Source organism: Candidatus Methylomirabilota bacterium (assembly GCA_035709005.1).
GTDB lineage: Bacteria > Methylomirabilota > Methylomirabilia > Rokubacteriales > CSP1-6 > 40CM-4-69-5.
On the sequence record DASTFB010000059.1, the window covers coordinates 14878 to 33785 of the forward strand.

Sequence of the window (18908 nt, forward strand, 5' to 3'; positions counted from 1 at the left end):
GCCTGCCGGCCGGAGGAAGCTGGTCCACTGATGGCACGCACACGAGAGGGCAATGGCGCGCTGAAATGCTCGTTCTGCGGCAAGAGTCAGAACGACGTCCGCAAGCTCATCGCCGGCCCCACCGTCTACATCTGCGACGAGTGCATCGAGCTCTGTAACGACATCATCGCGGAGGAGTGGGAGGAGGAGAAGAGCCGGGAGATCCGGAGCCTCCCCAAGCCCGCGGAGATCAAGACCGTCCTCGATCAGTACGTGGTCGGCCAGGAGCGGGCCAAGAAGATCCTGGCCGTCGCCGTCCACAATCACTACAAGCGCATCGAATCGGGCGGCGATGCCGGCGACGTGGAGCTGCAGAAGTCCAACATCCTCCTCATCGGCCCGACCGGCTCCGGCAAGACCTTGCTGGCCCAGACGCTGGCCAAGGTCCTGCGCGTGCCCTTCACCATCGCCGACGCCACCACCCTCACCGAGGCCGGCTACGTGGGCGAGGACGTGGAGAACATCATCCTCCGCCTGCTCCAGGCCGCCGATTACGACGTGGAGCGCGCCGAGCGAGGCATCGTCTATATCGACGAGATCGACAAGATCGCGCGCAAATCGGAGAATCCGTCGATCACCCGCGACGTGTCCGGCGAAGGGGTGCAGCAGGCTCTGCTCAAGATCCTGGAGGGGACCGTCGCCAACGTGCCGCCCCAGGGGGGCCGCAAGCATCCCCACCAGGAGTTCATCCAGGTCGACACGTCGGACGTCTTGTTCATCTGCGGCGGCGCGTTCGTCGGCCTCGACAAGAGCATCGAACAACGGGTTGGCCGGTCAGGCATGGGATTCGGCGCCGAGATCAAGAGCCGGGAGGAGCGGCGGGTGGGCGACCTGCTGGCCATGGTCCAGCCCGAGGACCTCCTCAAGTACGGGCTGATCCCGGAGTTCGTGGGCCGGCTGCCCGTGGTGGCCACGTTGCACGATCTCGACGAACAGGCGCTGGTCCGCATCCTCAAAGAGCCGCGCAACGCGATCATCAAGCAGTACCAGAAGTACTTCGAGCTGGAAAAGGTTCGCCTGCGCTTCACCGACGACGCGGTCGTGTCCATCGCCAAGGAGGCGCTGAAGCGGGGCACCGGCGCCCGTGGCCTGCGCGCCATTCTGGAAGAGGTCATGCTGGAGATCATGTACGAGCTGCCGTCGATCCAGGGCCTCAAGGAGTGCGTGATCACCCGCGAGGTCATCCTGAGTCACGAGCGGCCCGTGCTGGTGTCGGAAGCGAAGGAGCAGTCGGCTTGAACTCGGAGGGGGGCTTCGCCCCCCTTCCGACGGCGCTGCGGGCCTGACGGCCCGCTCGCGCCTGCCTCCCCCCAAGGATCGATCGCGCGGGCGAAGCCCGCGCTCGAAAGCAGCAGATGAGCGGGACGCTCTATGTCGTGGCGACTCCCATCGGGAATCTGGAGGACATCACTTTGCGCGCGCTGCGGGTGCTCAGGGAGGTGGATTTGATTGCGTGTGAGGATACGCGGCGGACGCGAGGGTTGCTGAGCCACTTCGATATTCACACGCCGACCATCTCCTATTTCGAAGGCAACAAGGTGGCCCGGGGCCGGGAGCTCGTGCGGCGACTGCAGGAGGGCCAGTCGGTGGCCCTGGTGACCGATGCCGGCACGCCGGGCGTGTCCGACCCGGGTTTTCTCCTCGTGCGTGAGGCGCGGGCCGCCGGGCTCGCCGTCGTGCCGGTCCCGGGCGCGACGGCGGTGGCGACGGCGCTGAGCGGGGCCGGCGTCCCCGCCGACCGCTTCCTCTTCGAAGGTTTCCTGCCCATCAGGCCGGGCCGGCGGCTCACGCGCCTGCGCGCGCTCCAGGCTCTGGAGACGACGATCGTGCTCTACGAGTCTCCCCACCGCATCCTGGCTACCCTGGACGCGATCGCCGAGGTGTTCGGCGAGCGAGAGATCGTGGTGGCGCGGGAGCTCACCAAGCAGTTCGAGGAACTCGTCAGCGCGCCGCCCGCGGCCCACCTGGCCCGGCTGGGCGCCGGAGCCATCCGCGGCGAGTTCACCCTCGTGATCCCGGCCCGCTGAGCCGACCGCGTCGCCGCTCGGCCGTTTGTCGGGGCCCGGGCCGGCGCGTATACTTCGAGCGATGCGCGTTCCCAAGGCGCTGACCATCGCCGGCTCGGACTCGGGCGGCGGGGCCGGCATCCAGGCGGACCTCAAGACGTTCTCGGCCTTCCGCGTGTTCGGCATGTCCGTGCTGACGGCGGTGACGGCGCAGAACTCCCTCGGCGTGCAGGCCGTCTTCAACCTGCCCCCGGCCTTCGTCGGGGAGCAGCTCGACGCCGTGCTGGCCGATTTCGGAGCCGACGCGGTGAAGATCGGCATGCTGTCCACGGCGCCCATCATCGGCGTCGTGGCCGAGCGGTTGCGGGGCGCCCGTCATGATCGCGTGGTGCTCGATCCGGTCATGATCGCAAAATCAGGGGACCCGCTGCTGCAGCCCGACGCCCGGACGGCGCTGATCGCCGAGATGCTGCCCCTGGCCCTGGTGGTCACGCCGAATCTCCACGAGGCGGCGGCGCTGGCCGAGATGCCGGTCGAGAGCGAGCCCGACATGATCGAGGCGGCGCGGCGGATCGTCGCCCGCGGCGCCCGCACGGCGCTGGTCAAGGGCGGTCACCTCAAGGATGCGGCGACCGACATCCTGTGGGACGGCCGCGCGCTCACCCGCTTCCCCGGGCCCCGGCTCGATTCGGCCAACACCCACGGCACCGGATGCACGTTCTCGTCGGCCATCGCGGCCGGGCTGGCGCGTGGCCGGGCGCTGGAGGCGGCCGTCGGCGACGCCAAGGCCTACGTGACCGCGGCGATCCGCGAGGGCTTCCAGGTCGGGCATGGCGTGGGGGCCCTCCGCCACTTCGTGGAGCGCTGGTAGGCGAATGGCACACGTGGTCAGCGACAAGATGTCGTTCATGGAGCATCTCGGCGAGCTCCGCACCCGGATCGTGCGGAGCCTCATCGCCCTCCTCGTCGGCCTCGTGGTCACCTTCCCGCTGAGCCAGCGCATCGTCGACTGGCTGGCCCAGCCGATCCAGGCCACGGGCAACAACCTCGTCTTCCTGGCCGTCACCGAGGCCTTCTGGGTGCAGATGAAGGTCGCCCTCCTCACCGGGCTCTTCCTGGCCTCGCCGGCCATCCTCTGGCAGGTATGGGCGTTCATCTCGCCCGGACTCTACGGGCACGAGAAGAAGTACGCCGCCCCGTTCGTGATTGTCGGCTCCCTGCTCTTCGTGGCCGGGGGCGCCTTCTCGCTGAAGATCGTCTCGCCTTACGCCGTCCAGTTCTTGTTGTCGTTCAGTCGACCCGGGTTGACGCCGATGATCTCCATCGGCAGCTACATCGACTTCTTGCTGAAGTTCACCCTGGCCTTCGCCCTCGTGTTCGAGCTACCGCTGGCCATCACGCTGGCCGCCCGCCTGGGGCTGGTGACGCCCAAGGCGCTGGCCCGGAACCGGAAATACGCGGTGCTGGGGGCCTTCGTGGCCTCCGCCGTGCTAACCCCCACGCCGGACGCCTTCAACCAGATGCTGATGGCCGGCCCCCTCATCCTCCTCTACGAGATCGGGATCATCTCCGCCCGCATCTTCTCGCGGCGCGCCAGGCCCGCCCCGGCCGGGGAAGAGACGCCCGCATGACCCGGTAATGGAGTTCGAAGCGCTGAACCTGCCCGAGCCGGTCATGCGGGGCATCCGCGAGGCCGGCTTCGTCACCACGACGCCCATCCAGGAAGCCACCCTGCCCCTGGCGCTGAAGGGCAAGGACCTGGCTGGACAGTCGCAGACCGGCACGGGCAAGACGGCGGCGTTTCTCATCGCCGCCTTCGCTCGACTCCTGCGCGAGGACGAGCGGTCCGGCCGGCCGTCCGACGGTCCCCGGGTGCTGGTCATCGCTCCGACCCGCGAGCTCGTGGTCCAGATCGAGTCCGATGCCCGCTTGCTGGGCAAGTTCACGCCGTTCCGGATCCTCAGCGTCTACGGGGGAATCGACTACAACCGGCAGCGCGAGGCGCTGCGGGAAGGCTGCGACATCCTGGTCGGCACGCCGGGCCGGCTCATCGACTATCTCAAGCAGCACGTGTGGTCCCCGCGCCGGGTCGAGGTGCTGGTCATCGACGAGGCCGATCGGATGTTCGACATGGGGTTCATCGCGGATCTGCGCTTCATCCTCCGCCGCCTGCCTCAGCCGGAGCATCGCCAGTCCTTCCTCTTCTCGGCCACCCTGTCCTTTCGGGTGCTGGAGATCACCTGGGAGTTCATGAACAACCCGGCCCAGATCTCAATTGCACCCCGGCAGAAGACGGTGGAGAAGGTCGAGCAGGGCCTCTTTCACGTGGCCCGCGAGGAGAAGTTTCCGGTGCTCCTGGGCCTCCTGCGGCGGGAGGGCGGCGACCGCATCCTCATCTTCAGCAACACCCGGGAGGAGGCGCGCCGGCTCGAGGACCGCCTGACCCGCAACGGCTGGGAGGCCCGGGCCCTGACCGGCGACGTCGACCAGAAGAAGCGGCTGCGGCTCCTCAATGACTTCAAGGAGGGCCGGCTCCCGGTCCTCGTCGCCACCGACGTGGCCTCGCGCGGGCTGCATATCGAGGCGGTCAGCCACGTGATCAACTGGGACCTGCCCGAGGACGCCGAGGACTACATCCACCGGATCGGCCGCACGGCCCGGGCCGGAGCGGGCGGCAAGGCGATCAGCCTCGTCGACGAGGTGAGCGCGCTCCGCATCGAGGCCATCGAAAAGTTTCTGAATCAGAAGATCCCGGTGGAGTGGGCGGAGGAGGACCTCATGGTCACCGAGATCCCGCCCACGCCCGAGGAGCGGCGGCGCTACGCCGAAGAGCGTCGAGCTCGGCTTGCCGGCCGCCGTGATGGCGAGCGTGGCCGCGGGGGCGACCGCCGTTCCCGTGAGCGTGGCCGCGAGCGCCGAGCGGACGCCGGCCCGGTCCGTCAGCCGCCCCCCGGGCCTCCCCCGGTGGGTACGGCGCCGGCCGGCGACGTCGCGGCCGGCCAGCGCCGTCGCCGCCGGCGTAGCCGGCGTCGCCGGGGCCCACGGCCGGGCGGTCCGGCGCCTTCGAGTTGAGGCGCAGCACCTGTGGCAGACTCTAGCCGGAGGTCACGATGAAGAGTTGGGTGACGTTGGCGCTGCTGATCGTCGGGGCGTGGGCCACCGCGCTGCCGGGCGGGGCGGCGGCGCATCACGGATGGAGCGGCTACGACAGCAGTACGCCGTTGAATCTGACCGGGGAGGTCAAGGAGTCGGGCTACGAGCACCCGCACGGCCACATGAGGCTGGAGGTGCCGGGCAAGACGTGGCTCGTCGTGCTGGCCCCGCCCTCGCGTATGGAGCGGCGTGGCCTCCCGCCCTCGGACCTGGCCGTCGGGACCAAGGTCACCGTGGTCGGCTACCCCAACCGCACCGATCCCATGGAGATGCGCGCCGAGCGCATCACCGTCAACGGCAAGACCGTCCAGCTTCGTTGAGAGGCGCACCCAGACCAGCCCACCCTCGGTTCTTCCGGGCTCGCGCCCTCGGTGAATAGTTGACCCATTCGCCGACCGGCCCCGCCTGGCTCGTCTGGCTCGAGACGACCGCCCTGGCGGACGCCATGCGCCAGTGGCTGTGGCTCTACCCGATCGTGGAGATCGTCCACATCGTCGGCATCGTGCTCCTGGTCGGTGCCGCCGCCATGTTCGACCTCCGGCTGCTGGGGCTCTCGCGCCGCCTGCCCGTCGCCGACATGGCGCGCCACCTGTTGCCGTGGGCGCGCCTGGGATTGGGCATCGTCGCGGTGACGGGGGCCACGATGTTCGTGGCCCACGCGACGGAGTTCGCCGACAACCCGGCGTTCAAGCTCAAGCTGGGTCTGATCGCCGCGGCCTGTCTCAACGCGGTCGCCTTCCACCGCTGGCCGTTCCGCGCCGTGAGCGCCTGGAACGTCGTGGCCGACACACCTCTGGCCGCGAAGTGCGCGGCCGTGCTGTCGCTGTCCCTGTGGACGGGCGTGATCTCCTGCGGCCGGCTGCTCGCGTATTTGTGACGTCACCCGCTGGCCCGGGTTCCGAGACCGGGCCCGGGGCCCATCACCGGCGCAGTGTCATCCGGCGCGAGTGCCGGCGTCGAACGGCTTGCCGGCGCGCGCCTCGCTGGGGTGCTGGACCAGCGACAGGCTGCGGGCAGATCTGGGTGAACGGGACCGGGAGGGACGCGAGGCCGTCTTGCGCGACAGACCAAGGGGGGTCGGCATCGCCCCCGACCTGCTGGCAGAGACCCTGGGCGACGGTGTCTTGTTGGTGGCGCTGACCGGTTACGGTGATAGCGACAGCCGCCGGCGGACAGCCGAGGCCCGGTTCGATCACCACGTCGTCAAACCGGTCGACCCGGTGGAACTCGTGCAGTTGCTGACCCGGGCGAGGAAGGAACTACCCGCCTACAAGGCGGCTAGTCAGCTCGCCCCGCGGACTCAGGCGGTGACGGGGACTCCCCGAGATCGGGAGACTCCCCGAGAGCACGTGGATGCAGGACGTCGATCGCCCAGGCGGCATCGAGGCGCTCTCCCAGCCAGCCGGGGCACGACGTCCGCGGGTGGATGTTGAGCCCCTGCGCGACGTGGCCGGATCGAAGAGCGTCCGCCGGATCGGTCGGCACGGCGGCCGGCGGTGGCACCTCGGCGAGGAGCCGGCCGTCGGGCCACTGGAACCGGAGCGTGCCGTCGGGCTGGCGATCGACCTGAAAGCCCTCCTCGTGGACCGCGCGGTGGTGCCGGCGACAGACCAACGTGAGATTCGAGAGCGTGGTGGGGCCGCCCTGTGCCCAGTGCCTGATGTGGTGCCCCTGGCCGAACCGCACGCCGCAGCCGGGAAAGCGGCAGCCGCGGTCGCGATGCTGCAGCGCTCTGCGCAGGGCGGGTGGGATGGTGCGCGTCCGGGCGCCGACCTCCAGCAGGCGGCCGTCTTTGTCGTGGCGCATGATCACCCGGCTGGCATCGCAGGCCAAGCGCTGAGACGTTCCAGCTGGAACGCGCGTGCCCTCCTCAAGCACCGACTGGCCCGGTGCATCGGCATCCGCCAGGACCTCGGCGTCGACGTGGACGACCACCTGGTAATGCTTGCCCGGAGCCCCGGGATCGAGCCCCTGGTGCAGGGCCGTCTCGGCCAGTAGCGCCAGGGCGTCGGCCTGCTGCTGGGCCAGGGTGGAGATGTCCGGGACGACCGGAGACGTTCCCGCGGCAGTGTCGGGGGTCGACGTCGGGGTGCCACCCAGTGCCGGCGCAGTCGACGTTCCTGCAGGAACGCCGGCCGGAGACGTTCCAGCTGGAACGTCGCCCGGGTCGGTGGCGCGCGCTTTTTGATACAGCGCCTCACGGGCGGCGGCCAGCGCCTGCATGACCAGCGCGCCGACCTCGGGCTCCAGCCGCCCCCGCAGAACCACCATGCCGTCCTCATCGTGATACACGTGCAGCGCTCGGCTCTTGTGCCGCTGTGCCGCTTCCCGGGCCTCGGCCTGCCGGTCGACTTTCCGCCAGCCCCGCACGATCCTTTCGACGTGTTCGGCCGTCCCGGCCCGCCCGACGGCGAGCAGCCGCTCTTCGGTCACCGGGCTGGCGACACGTGTCAGGGCCCGGACCTTCGAGTACGAGAGCTCCCCGCGGGCGAGCGCCTGGGCCAGCAACGGCAACGTCCCGAGAGCGCGCGCCACGCGCACGTGCTCACGGGCAGCGCCGGAAGCGAGTCCGATCCGCCAGGTCAACCAGTGGGCGCAGGACTTGAACCCGTTGCCCCAGCCGCCGCGGGCGTCGAACTCGCGAATGAGATCCAGGAGGCGGGCGATGGCGGCGTCCAGGTGGGCCGCCAGCTCAGCGATCTCGTCGCCCAGCCGGTCGAGCTCTGCGGTGCGATCGTCGGTGGGAACACGAATCGGCGAGTGAATCTCCATGCCGCCCCCCTTCGTTGGGGCGACTTTACACTCCGATTTCGGCGCCACCGGGACGGCGCGATGCGCAGTGATCTCGCAGAAATCAAGTTCTTTGCGAGACACGAACCTCCGGCGGGCTTGTACGGGTGCCAGCGGGCCGCTGGGCCGCTATTTCGGAGTCACTCGCGAAGCGCGGTCAGCCCGAAAACAAACCCTGTCAAGAGCTAAGTTCAGATACACCCGTTCCTGCGGAGCGACGTACGGCACGTCCGGTACGGCCGTGTTCTGACCCGTCTCGAGCATCCGGGGGCTCCGCCGACAGCCCCCACATCCGTTCGGCTCGGTAGGCTTTCTTTCCCGGACGAGCAGCCGATCACAATCGCAGGCTGCGGACGGCAACACGTCACCTGGCTTTCGACGCCGACGCTTTCGGTCGGCGGATCACGCTCACCTCTGGAGCGCTGAAGGAATGCGCCCCGGCACGAATCCAACACATCGTAGGGTTCCGCCTGAGGGTGTCAAGCCGACGGCTCGCTCTGCTCACAGCGCCATCAGGGCGCGGGCGCGGCCGTGCGGGGGCTGATCGGCGCGCATGGTGTCCGGGTTCACGCCGCGCCGCAGCGCCAGGTGATACGTGAAGAGCTGCAACGGCACGACGGTGAGGATGGGCGAGAGCAGCTCGTTCACCGGGGGAATGGCGATCGTCTCGGCCGCAAGCGCGCTGATCTCCTGGTCGTCCTCCTGCACGAGGGCCACGACCGGCGCGCCCACCTCCTTCGCCGCGCGGGCCACGGTCAGGCAGCGCTCGTAGGAGCGGCCGGGCGGGGCGATGACGAACACGACGTCGCGGGGGTCCAGCGCCGCCCACGGCCCGTGCAGGAACTGCTCGCAGTTGTAGCCGACCGTTACCGCGTGATTGGCCTCGTTCATCTTGAGGGCGCCCTCGAGCGCGGTCGCCGTGTTGGGGCCGCCTCCCACGAAGCAGTAGCAACGGCGGTCGGCGAAGCGCGCGGCCAGGTCGTCCCAGGCCTCCTGGCCGAGCAGCGTCGCGAGGTGGTCGGGAATGCCATCCAGGTCGCGACGCACCCCGTGATCGCCGCCGAGCGCGGCGGCCAGGGCCGCCAGCAAGGACATCGCGCACGTGTAGCTCACGGTGTGGGCGGCGGAGGATTCCTGCTCCACCGTGCGTAGCGTGTAGTCGGCGATGGCCAGGCCCTCGCCGCTGCCCTTGCCGGTGATGACCAGGGCCACGCCGCCGCCGGCTTTGGCCGTGGCCAGCGCCTCCAGGGAGAAACGCTTCGTGCCGCGGTGGCTGACCACGATCGCGCCCGTCCTGGGATCGGGCCCCGCCCAGTAGTTCTGGAACTCGAACGAGTGGAAGGCGCGGACGCGATGGCCGAGGCGGCCGACATGGGCCAGCAGCAGCTCGCCGACCAGGGTGGCGTGCCAGGAGGTTCCGATGCCCGAGAGCAGTACGCGGTCCATGGCCCGCAGGCGGTGGGCGGCCTCGTCCAGCACCGCTTCCTGCCCGCGGAGGACGAGGCGCAGGGCGCCGGGCTGGGCGTAGATGGCGTCGTGCATGTAGTAAGGATGGCCGGAGCGCGGGGGCGGTGGTGTCCAGGTCATGGCGCGGACTGTAGGCAGGGGCGCCACGAGGTGTCAACAATCATCGCGCGCCGGCTCCGGGCAGCCGGGCGCCATCGTGTATAGTGACGCCGGTTCGATTCCCGTCCCTGTCGCGGGACGGCGACCGGGAGCAGGGCATGACACACGCGCCGAGCGAGACCGACGTCGTCAAGATGATCGACAGCATGAGCAACTGGGGCCGCCGGGGCGCTCATGCTGACCATTGCCCCGCTCCGCTTGCAGAACGCCACCGGCTCGCCGGTGAATCCGATCGCCGTCTTCTGAGCCGTGAGTGAAGTGAGCCCGTTCCACGCCGTCAACATCGGCCCCCGGGAACGGCGCCGGCGACTAGCACTCGGTATCGGCATGCTGGCCGTCGGCGTCATCGTCGTGGTCGCCCTCATCGCCGGCGACGCGACGCCGGCCTGGCTGCTCCTCGCCTTTCCCTTGTTCCTCGCCGGGGCGTTGGGGATCGTTCAGGCTCGCCAGGGGACTTGAGTGCGACTCGCCGCGCGCGGCGCGCGTGACATGGACGCCGGGCCCGAGGCCGTGCCCGACTCGGAGGAAACCCGCCTGCTCCGAGCCCAGGCCATCCGGGTCTACACCGCGTCGTTCGCAGGAGCCCTGCTCCTCACGGCTCTCGGCGTGCTGGTGGCGGGTCTGTGGGAGTGAGCCGACCGGCCGACGGCCGCGGCGCGGCTTGTGGGCATGTACCCGGCATGTAATACTTCCGGCCCAAGATGAGCGGGACGCGTGCCGTGTTGGGCCGCGGCGGGTAGTTTCGCGCCGTGCGAGCGCGGGATCTGCTGCCTGCCTGTTTCCTGCTGTTCACCGCGCTGCTCGTCTGGCCGCTCCTGAGCATCCCCAACCGGGCCGTCCTGGTGGCCGGGCTCCCCTCCCTGGTGCTCTACCTGTTCGTCATCTGGATGATCATCGTCGCCGCGCTGGTCTGGGCGGCCCGGCGCGGGAATGGGGACGGCCCATGAGGGCCACTCCGCTCGTCGCCGTCCTCCTGGCCTACCTCGTCTTCCTGTTCCTGGTTGCCGCCGTCGCCGAACGCTTCCGCCACCGGCTCATGGCGCCGCGCCTGCGCACCCTGACCTACGTGATGGCCATCTCGGTCTACTGCACGGCGTGGACGTTCTATGGCAGCGTGGGCCTGGCCGCCAACCGCGGGCTGGAGTTCCTCACCATCTATCTGGGGCCGGCCCTGGTCGCGCTGATGTGGCCAACGGTGCTCCGCAAGCTGGTCCGCGTCGCCAAGGAGCAGCGGATCACCACGATCTCGGATTTCATCGCCAGCCGCTACGGCAAGTCGGCGTCGCTGGGCACCCTGGTGGCGGCGCTGGTCGTGTGCGGGATGATTCCCTACATCGCGCTCCAGCTCAAGGCGGTGACAGTGACGTTCCAGATGATGATCCGGGAGGACTCGGTGCTGTCGGGGTACGACCCCGCGATCCTGGTGGCCGGCACCCTGGCCCTCTTCGGCATCCTGTTCGGCGCGCGCAACCTCGACTTCACGCGCCAGCAGACGGGGCTCATGACGGCAGTGGCGGTGGAGTCCCTCGTCAAGCTGGTCGCCTTCCTGGCCGTCGGGGCCTTCGTCACCTGGGGGCTCTTCGACGGATTCGCCGCGATCTTCGCCCGGATCGTCGAGCACCCCGAGTGGTCGGCGCTCGTCACCCTGGGCGCGGCGCCCACCGCCTCCTACGACCGCTGGGCGGCGATGCTCCTGGTCTCGATGGCGGCGGTGATGTTCCTGCCCCGGCAGTTCCACGTGCTGGTGGTGCAGAATCCGGACGAACGCGACGTGCACACCGCGGCCTGGGCCTTCCCACTGTACCTGCTGGCCATCAACGCGTTCGTGCTCCCCATCGCCTTTGCCGGCCTGCTCACCTTCGGGAGCGGGACGGCGGCGGACAGCTTCATCCTGGCCTTGCCGCTGCACGCTGGGACGGAGCTGATGGCCGTCATCGTCTTCCTGGGCGGCTTCTCGGCCGCCACGGCGATGATCGTCGTCGACTCGCTGGCGCTCTCCAAGATGATCTCCAACGATATCGTGCTGCCCATCGTCCTGCGGCGCCGCCACCTCGAGGAAGTCTACTGGGTCGGCCTGGCCTCGACCCGGCTGGGCATCCTGGTCGTCGTCATCCTGGGCTACCTCTGGGCTCACTTCGAGCGCGGCCAGTTCCTGCTGGTCGAGATGGGGTTGCTCTCGTTCATCGCGGTCGCTCAGTGCGCCCCGGCCGTGCTCCTCGGGCTGTACTGGCGGCGGGGCTGCCGCACGGGCGCGCTGACCGGCATCTCCCTGGGCTTCGCGCTGTGGTTCTACACGCTCATCATCCCGGCCCTGGTGAAGGAGGGTGTGCTGCCGATCTCTGTCCTCGAGCAGGGGCCGTTCGGCTTCTGGTGGCTGCGCCCGACGGCGTTGCTGGGCCTGGAGGGCCTGAATCCCCTCAGCCACGGCGTGTTCTGGTCGCTGCTCCTCAACATCGGCTCCTACCTGCTGGTGTCGGTCATCGCCACCCAGGACGCCGACGAGCGCGCCCAGGCGGTGGCCTTCGTCGGGGGCGCCGCGGTGGAGCCTTCGCGAACGCCGGCCATCCTCTCGGTGCCCGAGATCGAGCGCCTGCTCCACCTCTACGTGCCCGCCGAGGAGGCGGACGCCATCCTGCGCGAGTTGCTGGTCGGCAAGGCTCCGCGGGAGCTGTCACTGCCGGACCTGCTCGACCTGCGCATCCGCCTGGAACGGATCATGGCCGCCTCGCTGGGCGCGGCGGCGGCGCGTTACATCATCGAGGACCGCTTCACCATCTCCAAGCAGGAGGCCAGTCAGCTGGTCGAATCCTTCCAGGCCATGCAGCGGTTGTTGCGGCAGAGCGAGCAGCTGCTGGCATCCGTCGTCGAGAGCGTCGACGACTGCATCTTCACCACCGACATCGACGGGCGGCTGATCACCGTCAATCGGGCCGGCCAGCGGCTGCTGGGCCTGAGCGCCGGTGCCACGCCCGGCCAGAGCTACCTCGACGTGCTGGACGAAGCCGATCGACGCAGAGTCGGCCCGGCCATCGAGCAGGCCGTCGCCGACGGGCGGGCCTGGCGCGGCAACGTCAGCGCCCTCACGCGCAGCCGCCAGAGATTCCCCGCCCACCTGGCCATCGCCTGCGTCTTCGACGCCCAGCGGCGGGTCCTGGGCACGGTCGGCGTCCTGCGCGACCTCACCGAGCAGGTGGCGACCCAGCAGCGGCTGATCCAGCGGGAGAAGCTGGCCTCCCTGGGAGAGATGGCGGCCGGCGTGGCCCACGAGATCCGCAACCCGCTGGGCGGGATCAAGATGGCCACCCGCTTGCTCGCCTCGGGGGAGTTCAGCCGCGGTCGCATTCCGCAGGAGATGGCCCACACCATCGTGACGGGCATCGCCGAGATCGAGCGGATCATCACCGATCTGCTCGACTACGCCCGGGAGACCCGGCTCGATCCCCAGGAGTACCCGCTGGGCCTCATCCTGGGGCCGGTGGTCGCCGCGGCCGCCACCGAGGGCGAGCAGCGCGGCGTGCAGGTGAGGGCGGAAGGTCTGGAGGACGACCTCGTCGCCGCGGTCGACGGACCGCGCCTGCGGCAGGTCGTCAGCAATCTCATGAAGAACGCCCTGGAGGCGACCGAGCGCCATCCCCAGGGCCGGGTCACCGTCCGCCTGTACCAGCGGTACTCCGCCGCCGTGGTGGAAGTCGCCGACAACGGCGTGGGGATCGATCTCGAGCATCGAGACAAGATCTTCCTGCCCTTCTTCACCACCAAGCCGACGGGCACGGGGCTCGGCATGGCCATCGTCAAGAAGATCATGGATCTGCACGGCGGCGAGATCGAGGTCGACAGCCGGCCGGGCCAGGGCACGACGGTCCGGCTCGTCTTCCCGCCGGCCCCGCTGGCGGCGTCAACCAGGGTCGGATAGGAGGGAGTCCATGAAGCGTCGCGTCCTGATCGTCGAAGACGACCAGATCTTCTTGCGGCCGCTGCAACGGACGCTGGAGATCGAGGGCTACGAGGTCCTGGTGGTGGCCAGCGGGGAGGAGGCCATCGACGCGCTCAAGAGGGACGACGTGGACCTGGTCCTCACCGACAAGCGGCTGCCCGGCGTGGACGGCGTCGACCTGGTCCGGCGGCTCAAGGCCGAGCATCCCGACCAGGCCGTGGTCGTGATGACCGCCTACGGCACCATCGAGTCCGCCGTGGAGGCCATGCGGCTGGGCGCGTCCGACTACCTGGTCAAGCCCTTCGAGACGGCCGAAGTGTTGATGGTGATCCGGCACGCCATCGAGTTCCAGGAGCTGCGGGCGGCCAGCCGGGCCAGCCTGCGCCGGAATCAGGAGCAGTTCACGCTGGGCAACGTGCTGGCCCGGTCCGAAGCCATGCAGGAAGTCTTCGAGCTCCTGCGCTCGGTGGCCGAGATGGACACCACCGTGCTGATCCACGGCGAGACCGGGGTGGGCAAGGAGCTTCTGGCCCGCTCCATCCACTTCTCCGGCCCTCGGCGCGACAAACCGTTCGTGGCCGTGAACTGTGCGGCCATTCCGGCCGAGCTGTTCGAGTCCGAGCTGTTCGGCTTCCGCAAGGGCGCGTTCACCAGCGCCAGCGAGAGCCGGCGCGGCTTCTTCCAGACGGCCAACGGCGGCACCTTGCTGCTCGACGAGATCGGCGAGATGCCGGTGGGCCTGCAGTCCAAGCTCTTGCGGGCGATCGAGGAGCGGCGGGTGACGCCCATCGGGGCCGACCGGGCGGTCGACATCGACGTCCGCTTCATCGCCACCACCAACAAGGACCTCCAGGCCGAGGTGGAGCGCGGGGCCTTCCGTCGCGATCTGTTCTATCGCCTGTCCGTCGTGCCCATCCGGGTGCCGCCCCTGCGCGAGCGGCCGGGCGACATCCCGCTCCTGGCCCAGCACTTTCTCGAGGTCAGCGCGCGGCGGGCCAAGAAACCCGTGCGGGTGATCGCCCCGGGCGCCATGGACGCCCTCTGCCGGTACGCGTGGCCGGGCAACGTGCGCGAGCTGGAGAACGTCATCGAGCGCGCCGTGATCGTGGCCAAGGGCGAGGCCATCGCCGACGTGGAGGCATTCCTGGCTGGCGCCGGCGAGCGACCGCCAGTCGATCTGTCCCTGCCGTTCCGCGACGCCAAAGGCCGGGTGGTAGAGGAGTTCGAGCGCGCGTACATCGCGGGCGTGCTCGAGATGCACGGCGGCAAGCTGACCGCCGCCGCCAAGCATGCCGACATGGATCCCAAGAACTTCTGGGAGAAAGTCGCCAAGTACGGGCTGCGCCGCCCCCACAGCGACGATCCGTCCCCCGACAGCGCCTCCCCCGCATAGCCGGTCCCGCCGAAGAACGCCCGCCGCCGGGATCAGGGCGCGGCGCCGATACCCCACTCGGCGCCGTAGCGGGCCAGGAGGAGAACGGACCCGGCCAGCGCCAGGACCAGCGAGACGACCCAGACGATGCGGCGCAGCCGCTCTCGATCCACGCCAGGCCCTCCCTCAGGACGTGGCTGCCACGCGCTCGAGGGCCTCGCGCAGGCTCTTGGGCGATCGGAAGGGTGAGATGTCCTCGGTGGATGGAGGCTCGTTCGTGGCCCGCTGGGCGAACTCGTCCAGCACGACCAGCGCCCGCTGGGCTTCGCGTCCGGCCTCCCGGGTGCGGCCCGTCTGGGCCAGCACCAAGGCCAGCCCGGCATGAGCGAGGTTCCGGTCGGGACGCAGGCGGAGCGACAGGCGGTAGGCCCGTTCGGCGTCCCCCGGTTGCTCCTTCGACATGCGGTTGCCGAGGCTGTGGAGCAGGCGGGCGAAGTCCTCGACGCTCGCCGCCTGATCCGCGACCAGCGAGGAGGCCCTCCGGAAGAACCGCTGGTGGAAGAGGCGATAGCGGTCGACGAGACTGTCGAGTTGGGCCCACTCGCTCTCGTCCAGGCGGGCGCGGACCTCGTCCACGAACTCCACCGGAAGCGTCTCCCATCCGGAGATGGTCAGGCGGTCGCGGACGCGATCGTAGACGTGGCCGAGCACCTCGCCGTCCAGGCGGACTCCCAGACATCCGAGCAGCGCGCCGACGCCGCCCACCGCCCGCTCCTTCTCGGAACGCCCGGTCCAGGCCGTTTCCAGGTCCTGCCGGCCCTGACGCTGGCGTTCCTCATCGGTGGGCAGGCGCGCCAGCAACCGCTGGCGGGCCGTGGGCTCGTCGACGCCGCGCGCTCTCGCGGCGAGGTAGGCGCGGAAGAGGCTCTGGGCGCGCTGCCGGGGCTGGCGCTTGTAGATCTGCAGGCTCACCAGCCCGATGATTACGACGGCGAGATAGCCGGAGTAGGGAGGCGGCAGGGCATGCTCGAGGACCCAGGTGAGCGCGACCACCGCAGCAATCACACCGAGCGCCACGAGGGCCAGCCGGGCCCGCCCACCCCGAGATGTCGAGCCGCTCATGGCGTCGTGATTCGCGCCCGCCGCAGGCCCGACCATCGAGATATCGGGCGGCCACGATCCACGGCCCGAGTATAGCGCGGGAGGGGCGGCGGTGTCGGGGGCGCGGGACTATAATCGGCTCCGGAGGGTTACACGTCGATGGGGAAGTCCCGTGTCCTGCTCATCGAGGACGAGCCCCATATTCTGCTGTCGCTCGAGTTCCTCCTTGAGCGCGCGGGGTACGAAACCGCCTCGGCCACCGACGGCGAGGAAGGCCTCGCCCTGGCCAGGCGCCTGCGTCCCGACGTGGTCCTGCTCGACGTCATGATGCCGAAGCGCAACGGCTACGAGGTGTGCCAGGCCATCAAGGCGGATCCGGAGCTGCGCGCGATTCCTGTGATCATGCTGAGCGCCAAGGGGCAGGAGGTGGAGGTCATGAAAGGACTCGAGCTGGGCGCCGCCGCATACGTGACCAAGCCCTTCGGCAATGCCGAGATCCTGGAATCCATCCGTGCCGTTCTCGACGTTCGAGCGTAAGCTTCCCCTCAGCCTCGTCACTCTTCTGGCGATCATCATCCTGGCTGCTTCCGCAGTCGTCGCCGCCCTGTTCCTCGGCGTCCGGCCTCCGCTCTCGTCGGCCGTGGCCGCGGCGATCGTTCTGGTTGGCCTCGGCCTCGCCGCGCTCATGGTCCGCCGCCTGGCTGGCCGCCGCCTCGAGGAGATCCGGCTGGGAGCGGAACTGATGGCGACGGTCAATCCCGAGCACCGGCTTCCCATCCGGCCCGGCGACTGGTTGGCACCGGTGGCTGAGGAGATCAACCGGATGGCCGACCGCCTGGGCGAGGCTCGGCAGGGGCTTGAACGCGAGGTGCAGCGGGCGACGCAAGAGCTCGACGCCGAGCGGAGCCGGCTGGCCGGCGTGCTGGAGACGCTGGGCGAGGGCGTGGCGGTGGCGACGTCCGAGGGGCGCGTCGTCCTGGCCAACCGTGCCGCCCATGCGGTGCTCGGGGTCGGCCCGGGCGGTCTGCTTGGCCGGAGCCTCTTCGATCTCGTCGACCGCGAGAAGGTCATCCACTTCTTCGACCGGCTCCGAACGGCGCCGGCGGGGGCCGAGCGCTTCAGCCTCCACCCGCCCGGTGGCGCCATCCTCGATAGCGTCATGACGCCGCTGTTCGACGACGCCCACCGGCTGATCGGCTTCACCCTGGTGTTCCACGACGTCACCGGGCCCGCCCGCACGGCGGAGGCCCGGCGTCACTCGCTGGCCGAGATCCTCCACGAGTTGCGCGGTCCCATCGCCTCTGTCCGGTCGCTGTCGGAGAGCCTTCTCGGCGAGCCGGCCTTCGCCCGGGCGCCGGATCGACGCTTGCTGGAGGCTATCTATGCCGAAGCGGTCCGCCTGTCCGCCGTGGTCCGGGACATGGGCGAGCCCTCGCGACTGGGGCTAGCCCGGCCACCCTGGCATTTCGAGGAGATCTCGTTCGAGGACCTGGCCGCCATCGCCCTCCGCCGCCTGCGTGAGGACGGCGTCGCCTTCGCCGAGGTAGAGGTTATCGGCGAGCCGTCCCCGTCGCCACGGCTCAGGGCCGAGGTCTCCGCGCTCAGCGCGGCCCTCGGCCACCTGTTGCGGTCCCTCCTGGCCCAGCGCGACCGACGGGGCAAGGCCTGGTTGCGTCCGCGACGGCGCGGGCGCCTGCTCCAGATCGAGGCGGGCGCCGAGAGCCGCGCCGGTTGGATGGGCCTGGATGCGTTGCTGGACGTGCCCGTTCCGGTGGGTGGGACCGGCCCGGTGTCGGTACGGAACATCGTCCGACAGCACGCCGGCGAGGTGTGGGCCTACGGCGATGACGGCCGGGTCGGCTTCCGGATCACGCTGCCCGATGTGGAGCCGTGGGAGCCCGCCGTGGGGGCGGCGGGAGTGGCGCCGGGGGCGGGCTTCATCGGCGCCGGCACCGCATCGGGGCTCGCCCGCGAAGAGCCGGACGCCGAGCGCCCCGACTTCTACGACTTCTCGCTCTTCGACGAGATGGACCGCCACGTCGTGGCCACCGACCGGGAACGGCCCCTCGGCGACGTCCCCTGCGTGGTTTTCGACATCGAGACCACCGGGCTCCGGCCGGAAGAGGGCGACCGGATCGTGTCCATCGCGGGGGTGCGGGTCCGGGGCGGCATGGTGAAGCGGGGGGAAACCTTCGACGCCCTCGTCAACCCCCGGCGCTCGATTCCGTCGTCGAGCGTCAAGTTCCACGGCATCACCGACGGTATGGTGGCCGAGGCGCCCCCCATCGACGTCGTGCTGCCGGCCTTCCTGCGGTTTGCCGATGGTGCCGTGCTGGTCGGTCACCAGGTGTGGTTCGACGTCCATTTCCTCGCTCTCGAGGCGGCGCGTCTGGGGCTGCCGCCGATCACGTTGGTCCACCCCGTCCTGGACACCCTCGTCCTCTCCGAGCTCGTGCACGGGGTCCTCCCGGGCCACAGCCTGGAGGCAGTGGCCGCGCGCCTGCGGGTGGCCGTCCGCGGGCGGCACTCGGCGCTGGGCGACGCGCTCACGACCGCCGACATCTTCGTGCGCCTGGTCGAGCTCTTGAAGAGGCGGGAGATCGTGACACTGGGGCACGCCCTGGACGCGACGCGCAAGGTCCACGGAGCGCGGGCCGACGACGTCACCCCCGGGGCGGGCCCGTGAAGGGCGTGACCGGGAAGCTGGTGCTGCTGTTCATCGGGGGCGCGCTCCTCCTGAACTTCCCGCTGCTCGCCATCTTCAACCGCGGCCTGGTCGTGGGCGGGGTCCCGGGGCTGTACCTTTATCTGTTCGGCCTCTGGATCGTCGGCATCGCCGCCGTGTACGTCCTGGCCCGCACCCCGTGGGACGACGAGGGTTGAGCCG

General features: G+C 69.9%; 18 protein-coding genes. 15 read left to right on the top strand and 3 right to left on the bottom strand.

Features of this window, described 5'->3' with window-relative positions; all coding sequences use genetic code 11:
- The first annotated feature begins 30 nt into the window (after window positions 1-30).
- From clpX to VFR64_09115, 7 genes are all read left to right on the top strand, one after another.
- The gene (clpX, locus tag VFR64_09085) at window positions 31-1278 is read left to right on the top strand and encodes an ATP-dependent Clp protease ATP-binding subunit ClpX (GenBank protein ID HET9489889.1); all 1248 of its coding nucleotides are present in this window, start codon (window positions 31-33) and stop codon (window positions 1276-1278) included.
- 116 nt (window positions 1279-1394) lie between these two features.
- Complete coding sequence (rsmI, locus tag VFR64_09090; protein ID HET9489890.1) at window positions 1395-2066, top strand: 16S rRNA (cytidine(1402)-2'-O)-methyltransferase; 672 nt, start codon at window positions 1395-1397, stop codon at window positions 2064-2066.
- A 61-nt stretch (window positions 2067-2127) separates the two neighbouring features.
- Entirely contained in the window at window positions 2128-2916 is a 789-nt protein-coding gene (gene thiD / locus VFR64_09095; GenBank protein ID HET9489891.1) for a bifunctional hydroxymethylpyrimidine kinase/phosphomethylpyrimidine kinase, read from the top strand.
- Between the two features lie 13 nt (window positions 2917-2929).
- Complete coding sequence (tatC, locus tag VFR64_09100) at window positions 2930-3676, top strand: twin-arginine translocase subunit TatC (GenBank protein HET9489892.1); 747 nt, start codon at window positions 2930-2932, stop codon at window positions 3674-3676.
- 7 nt (window positions 3677-3683) lie between these two features.
- Window positions 3684-5117, top strand: coding sequence for a DEAD/DEAH box helicase (locus VFR64_09105; protein ID HET9489893.1), 1434 nt, complete (start codon window positions 3684-3686; stop codon window positions 5115-5117).
- A gap of 38 nt (window positions 5118-5155) precedes the next feature.
- Window positions 5156-5518: a DUF6152 family protein gene (locus tag VFR64_09110; protein HET9489894.1), complete on the top strand. Its 363-nt coding sequence runs from the start codon at window positions 5156-5158 to the stop codon at window positions 5516-5518.
- A 59-nt stretch (window positions 5519-5577) separates the two neighbouring features.
- Window positions 5578-6075: a hypothetical protein gene (locus VFR64_09115; protein ID HET9489895.1), complete on the top strand. Its 498-nt coding sequence runs from the start codon at window positions 5578-5580 to the stop codon at window positions 6073-6075.
- Between the two features lie 401 nt (window positions 6076-6476).
- Here VFR64_09115 and VFR64_09120 read toward each other — a convergent pair whose 3' ends face one another.
- Together VFR64_09120 and VFR64_09125 are read right to left on the bottom strand one after the other, a co-directional pair.
- On the bottom strand, window positions 6477-7970 hold the full coding sequence (locus tag VFR64_09120) for a DUF222 domain-containing protein (protein HET9489896.1): 1494 nt from the start codon (window positions 7968-7970) through the stop codon (window positions 6477-6479).
- Window positions 7971-8489: 519 nt separating this feature from the next.
- A complete protein-coding gene (locus VFR64_09125) occupies window positions 8490-9575 on the bottom strand; it encodes an SIS domain-containing protein (protein HET9489897.1) in 1086 nt (361 codons plus the stop codon).
- 288 nt (window positions 9576-9863) lie between these two features.
- Between VFR64_09125 and VFR64_09130 the strand changes: the two genes are divergently transcribed.
- From VFR64_09130 to VFR64_09150, 5 genes are all read left to right on the top strand, one after another.
- Entirely contained in the window at window positions 9864-10073 is a 210-nt protein-coding gene (locus tag VFR64_09130) for a hypothetical protein (GenBank protein ID HET9489898.1), read from the top strand.
- Window positions 10074-10247 carry a hypothetical protein gene (locus VFR64_09135; protein HET9489899.1) on the top strand — a complete coding sequence of 58 codons (174 nt, stop codon included), beginning with the start codon at window positions 10074-10076 and terminating at the stop codon, window positions 10245-10247.
- Between the two features lie 116 nt (window positions 10248-10363).
- Window positions 10364-10561: a hypothetical protein gene (locus VFR64_09140; protein ID HET9489900.1), complete on the top strand. Its 198-nt coding sequence runs from the start codon at window positions 10364-10366 to the stop codon at window positions 10559-10561.
- The gene (locus tag VFR64_09145) at window positions 10558-13527 is read left to right on the top strand and encodes an ATP-binding protein (protein HET9489901.1); all 2970 of its coding nucleotides are present in this window, start codon (window positions 10558-10560) and stop codon (window positions 13525-13527) included. The genes VFR64_09140 and VFR64_09145 overlap by 4 nt, the downstream gene beginning before the upstream one ends.
- Before the next feature lie 10 nt (window positions 13528-13537).
- Window positions 13538-14941, top strand: coding sequence for a sigma-54 dependent transcriptional regulator (locus tag VFR64_09150; protein HET9489902.1), 1404 nt, complete (start codon window positions 13538-13540; stop codon window positions 14939-14941).
- 165 nt (window positions 14942-15106) lie between these two features.
- Here the strand turns inward: VFR64_09150 and VFR64_09155 are convergent, their stop codons facing one another.
- Window positions 15107-16042 carry a hypothetical protein gene (locus VFR64_09155; GenBank protein HET9489903.1) on the bottom strand — a complete coding sequence of 312 codons (936 nt, stop codon included), beginning with the start codon at window positions 16040-16042 and terminating at the stop codon, window positions 15107-15109.
- 138 nt (window positions 16043-16180) lie between these two features.
- Between VFR64_09155 and VFR64_09160 the strand changes: the two genes are divergently transcribed.
- The 3 genes from VFR64_09160 to VFR64_09170 are packed head-to-tail and all read left to right on the top strand — an operon-like array spanning window position 16181 to window position 18904.
- Complete coding sequence (locus tag VFR64_09160; GenBank protein ID HET9489904.1) at window positions 16181-16558, top strand: response regulator; 378 nt, start codon at window positions 16181-16183, stop codon at window positions 16556-16558.
- Complete coding sequence (locus VFR64_09165; GenBank protein ID HET9489905.1) at window positions 16533-18707, top strand: exonuclease domain-containing protein; 2175 nt, start codon at window positions 16533-16535, stop codon at window positions 18705-18707. The genes VFR64_09160 and VFR64_09165 overlap by 26 nt, the downstream gene beginning before the upstream one ends.
- On the top strand, window positions 18704-18904 hold the full coding sequence (locus VFR64_09170; GenBank protein ID HET9489906.1) for a hypothetical protein: 201 nt from the start codon (window positions 18704-18706) through the stop codon (window positions 18902-18904). The genes VFR64_09165 and VFR64_09170 overlap by 4 nt, the downstream gene beginning before the upstream one ends.
- The last annotated feature ends 4 nt before the right edge of the window (window positions 18905-18908 follow it).

What these genes read in the sequence shown, in the direction of transcription:
- clpX (HET9489889.1), top strand. Translation starts at nt 31, where the DNA reads ATGGCACGCACACGAGAGGGCAATGGCGCGCTGAAATGCTCGTTCTGC.
- rsmI (HET9489890.1), top strand. Translation starts at nt 1,395, where the DNA reads ATGAGCGGGACGCTCTATGTCGTGGCGACTCCCATCGGGAATCTGGAG.
- thiD (HET9489891.1), top strand. Translation starts at nt 2,128, where the DNA reads ATGCGCGTTCCCAAGGCGCTGACCATCGCCGGCTCGGACTCGGGCGGC.
- VFR64_09105 (HET9489893.1), top strand. Translation starts at nt 3,684, where the DNA reads ATGGAGTTCGAAGCGCTGAACCTGCCCGAGCCGGTCATGCGGGGCATC.
- VFR64_09110 (HET9489894.1), top strand. Translation starts at nt 5,156, where the DNA reads ATGAAGAGTTGGGTGACGTTGGCGCTGCTGATCGTCGGGGCGTGGGCC.
- VFR64_09120 (HET9489896.1), bottom strand. Translation starts at nt 7,970, where the DNA reads ATGGAGATTCACTCGCCGATTCGTGTTCCCACCGACGATCGCACCGCA.
- VFR64_09125 (HET9489897.1), bottom strand. Translation starts at nt 9,575, where the DNA reads ATGACCTGGACACCACCGCCCCCGCGCTCCGGCCATCCTTACTACATG.
- VFR64_09145 (HET9489901.1), top strand. Translation starts at nt 10,558, where the DNA reads ATGAGGGCCACTCCGCTCGTCGCCGTCCTCCTGGCCTACCTCGTCTTC.
- VFR64_09150 (HET9489902.1), top strand. Translation starts at nt 13,538, where the DNA reads ATGAAGCGTCGCGTCCTGATCGTCGAAGACGACCAGATCTTCTTGCGG.
- VFR64_09155 (HET9489903.1), bottom strand. Translation starts at nt 16,042, where the DNA reads ATGAGCGGCTCGACATCTCGGGGTGGGCGGGCCCGGCTGGCCCTCGTG.
- VFR64_09160 (HET9489904.1), top strand. Translation starts at nt 16,181, where the DNA reads ATGGGGAAGTCCCGTGTCCTGCTCATCGAGGACGAGCCCCATATTCTG.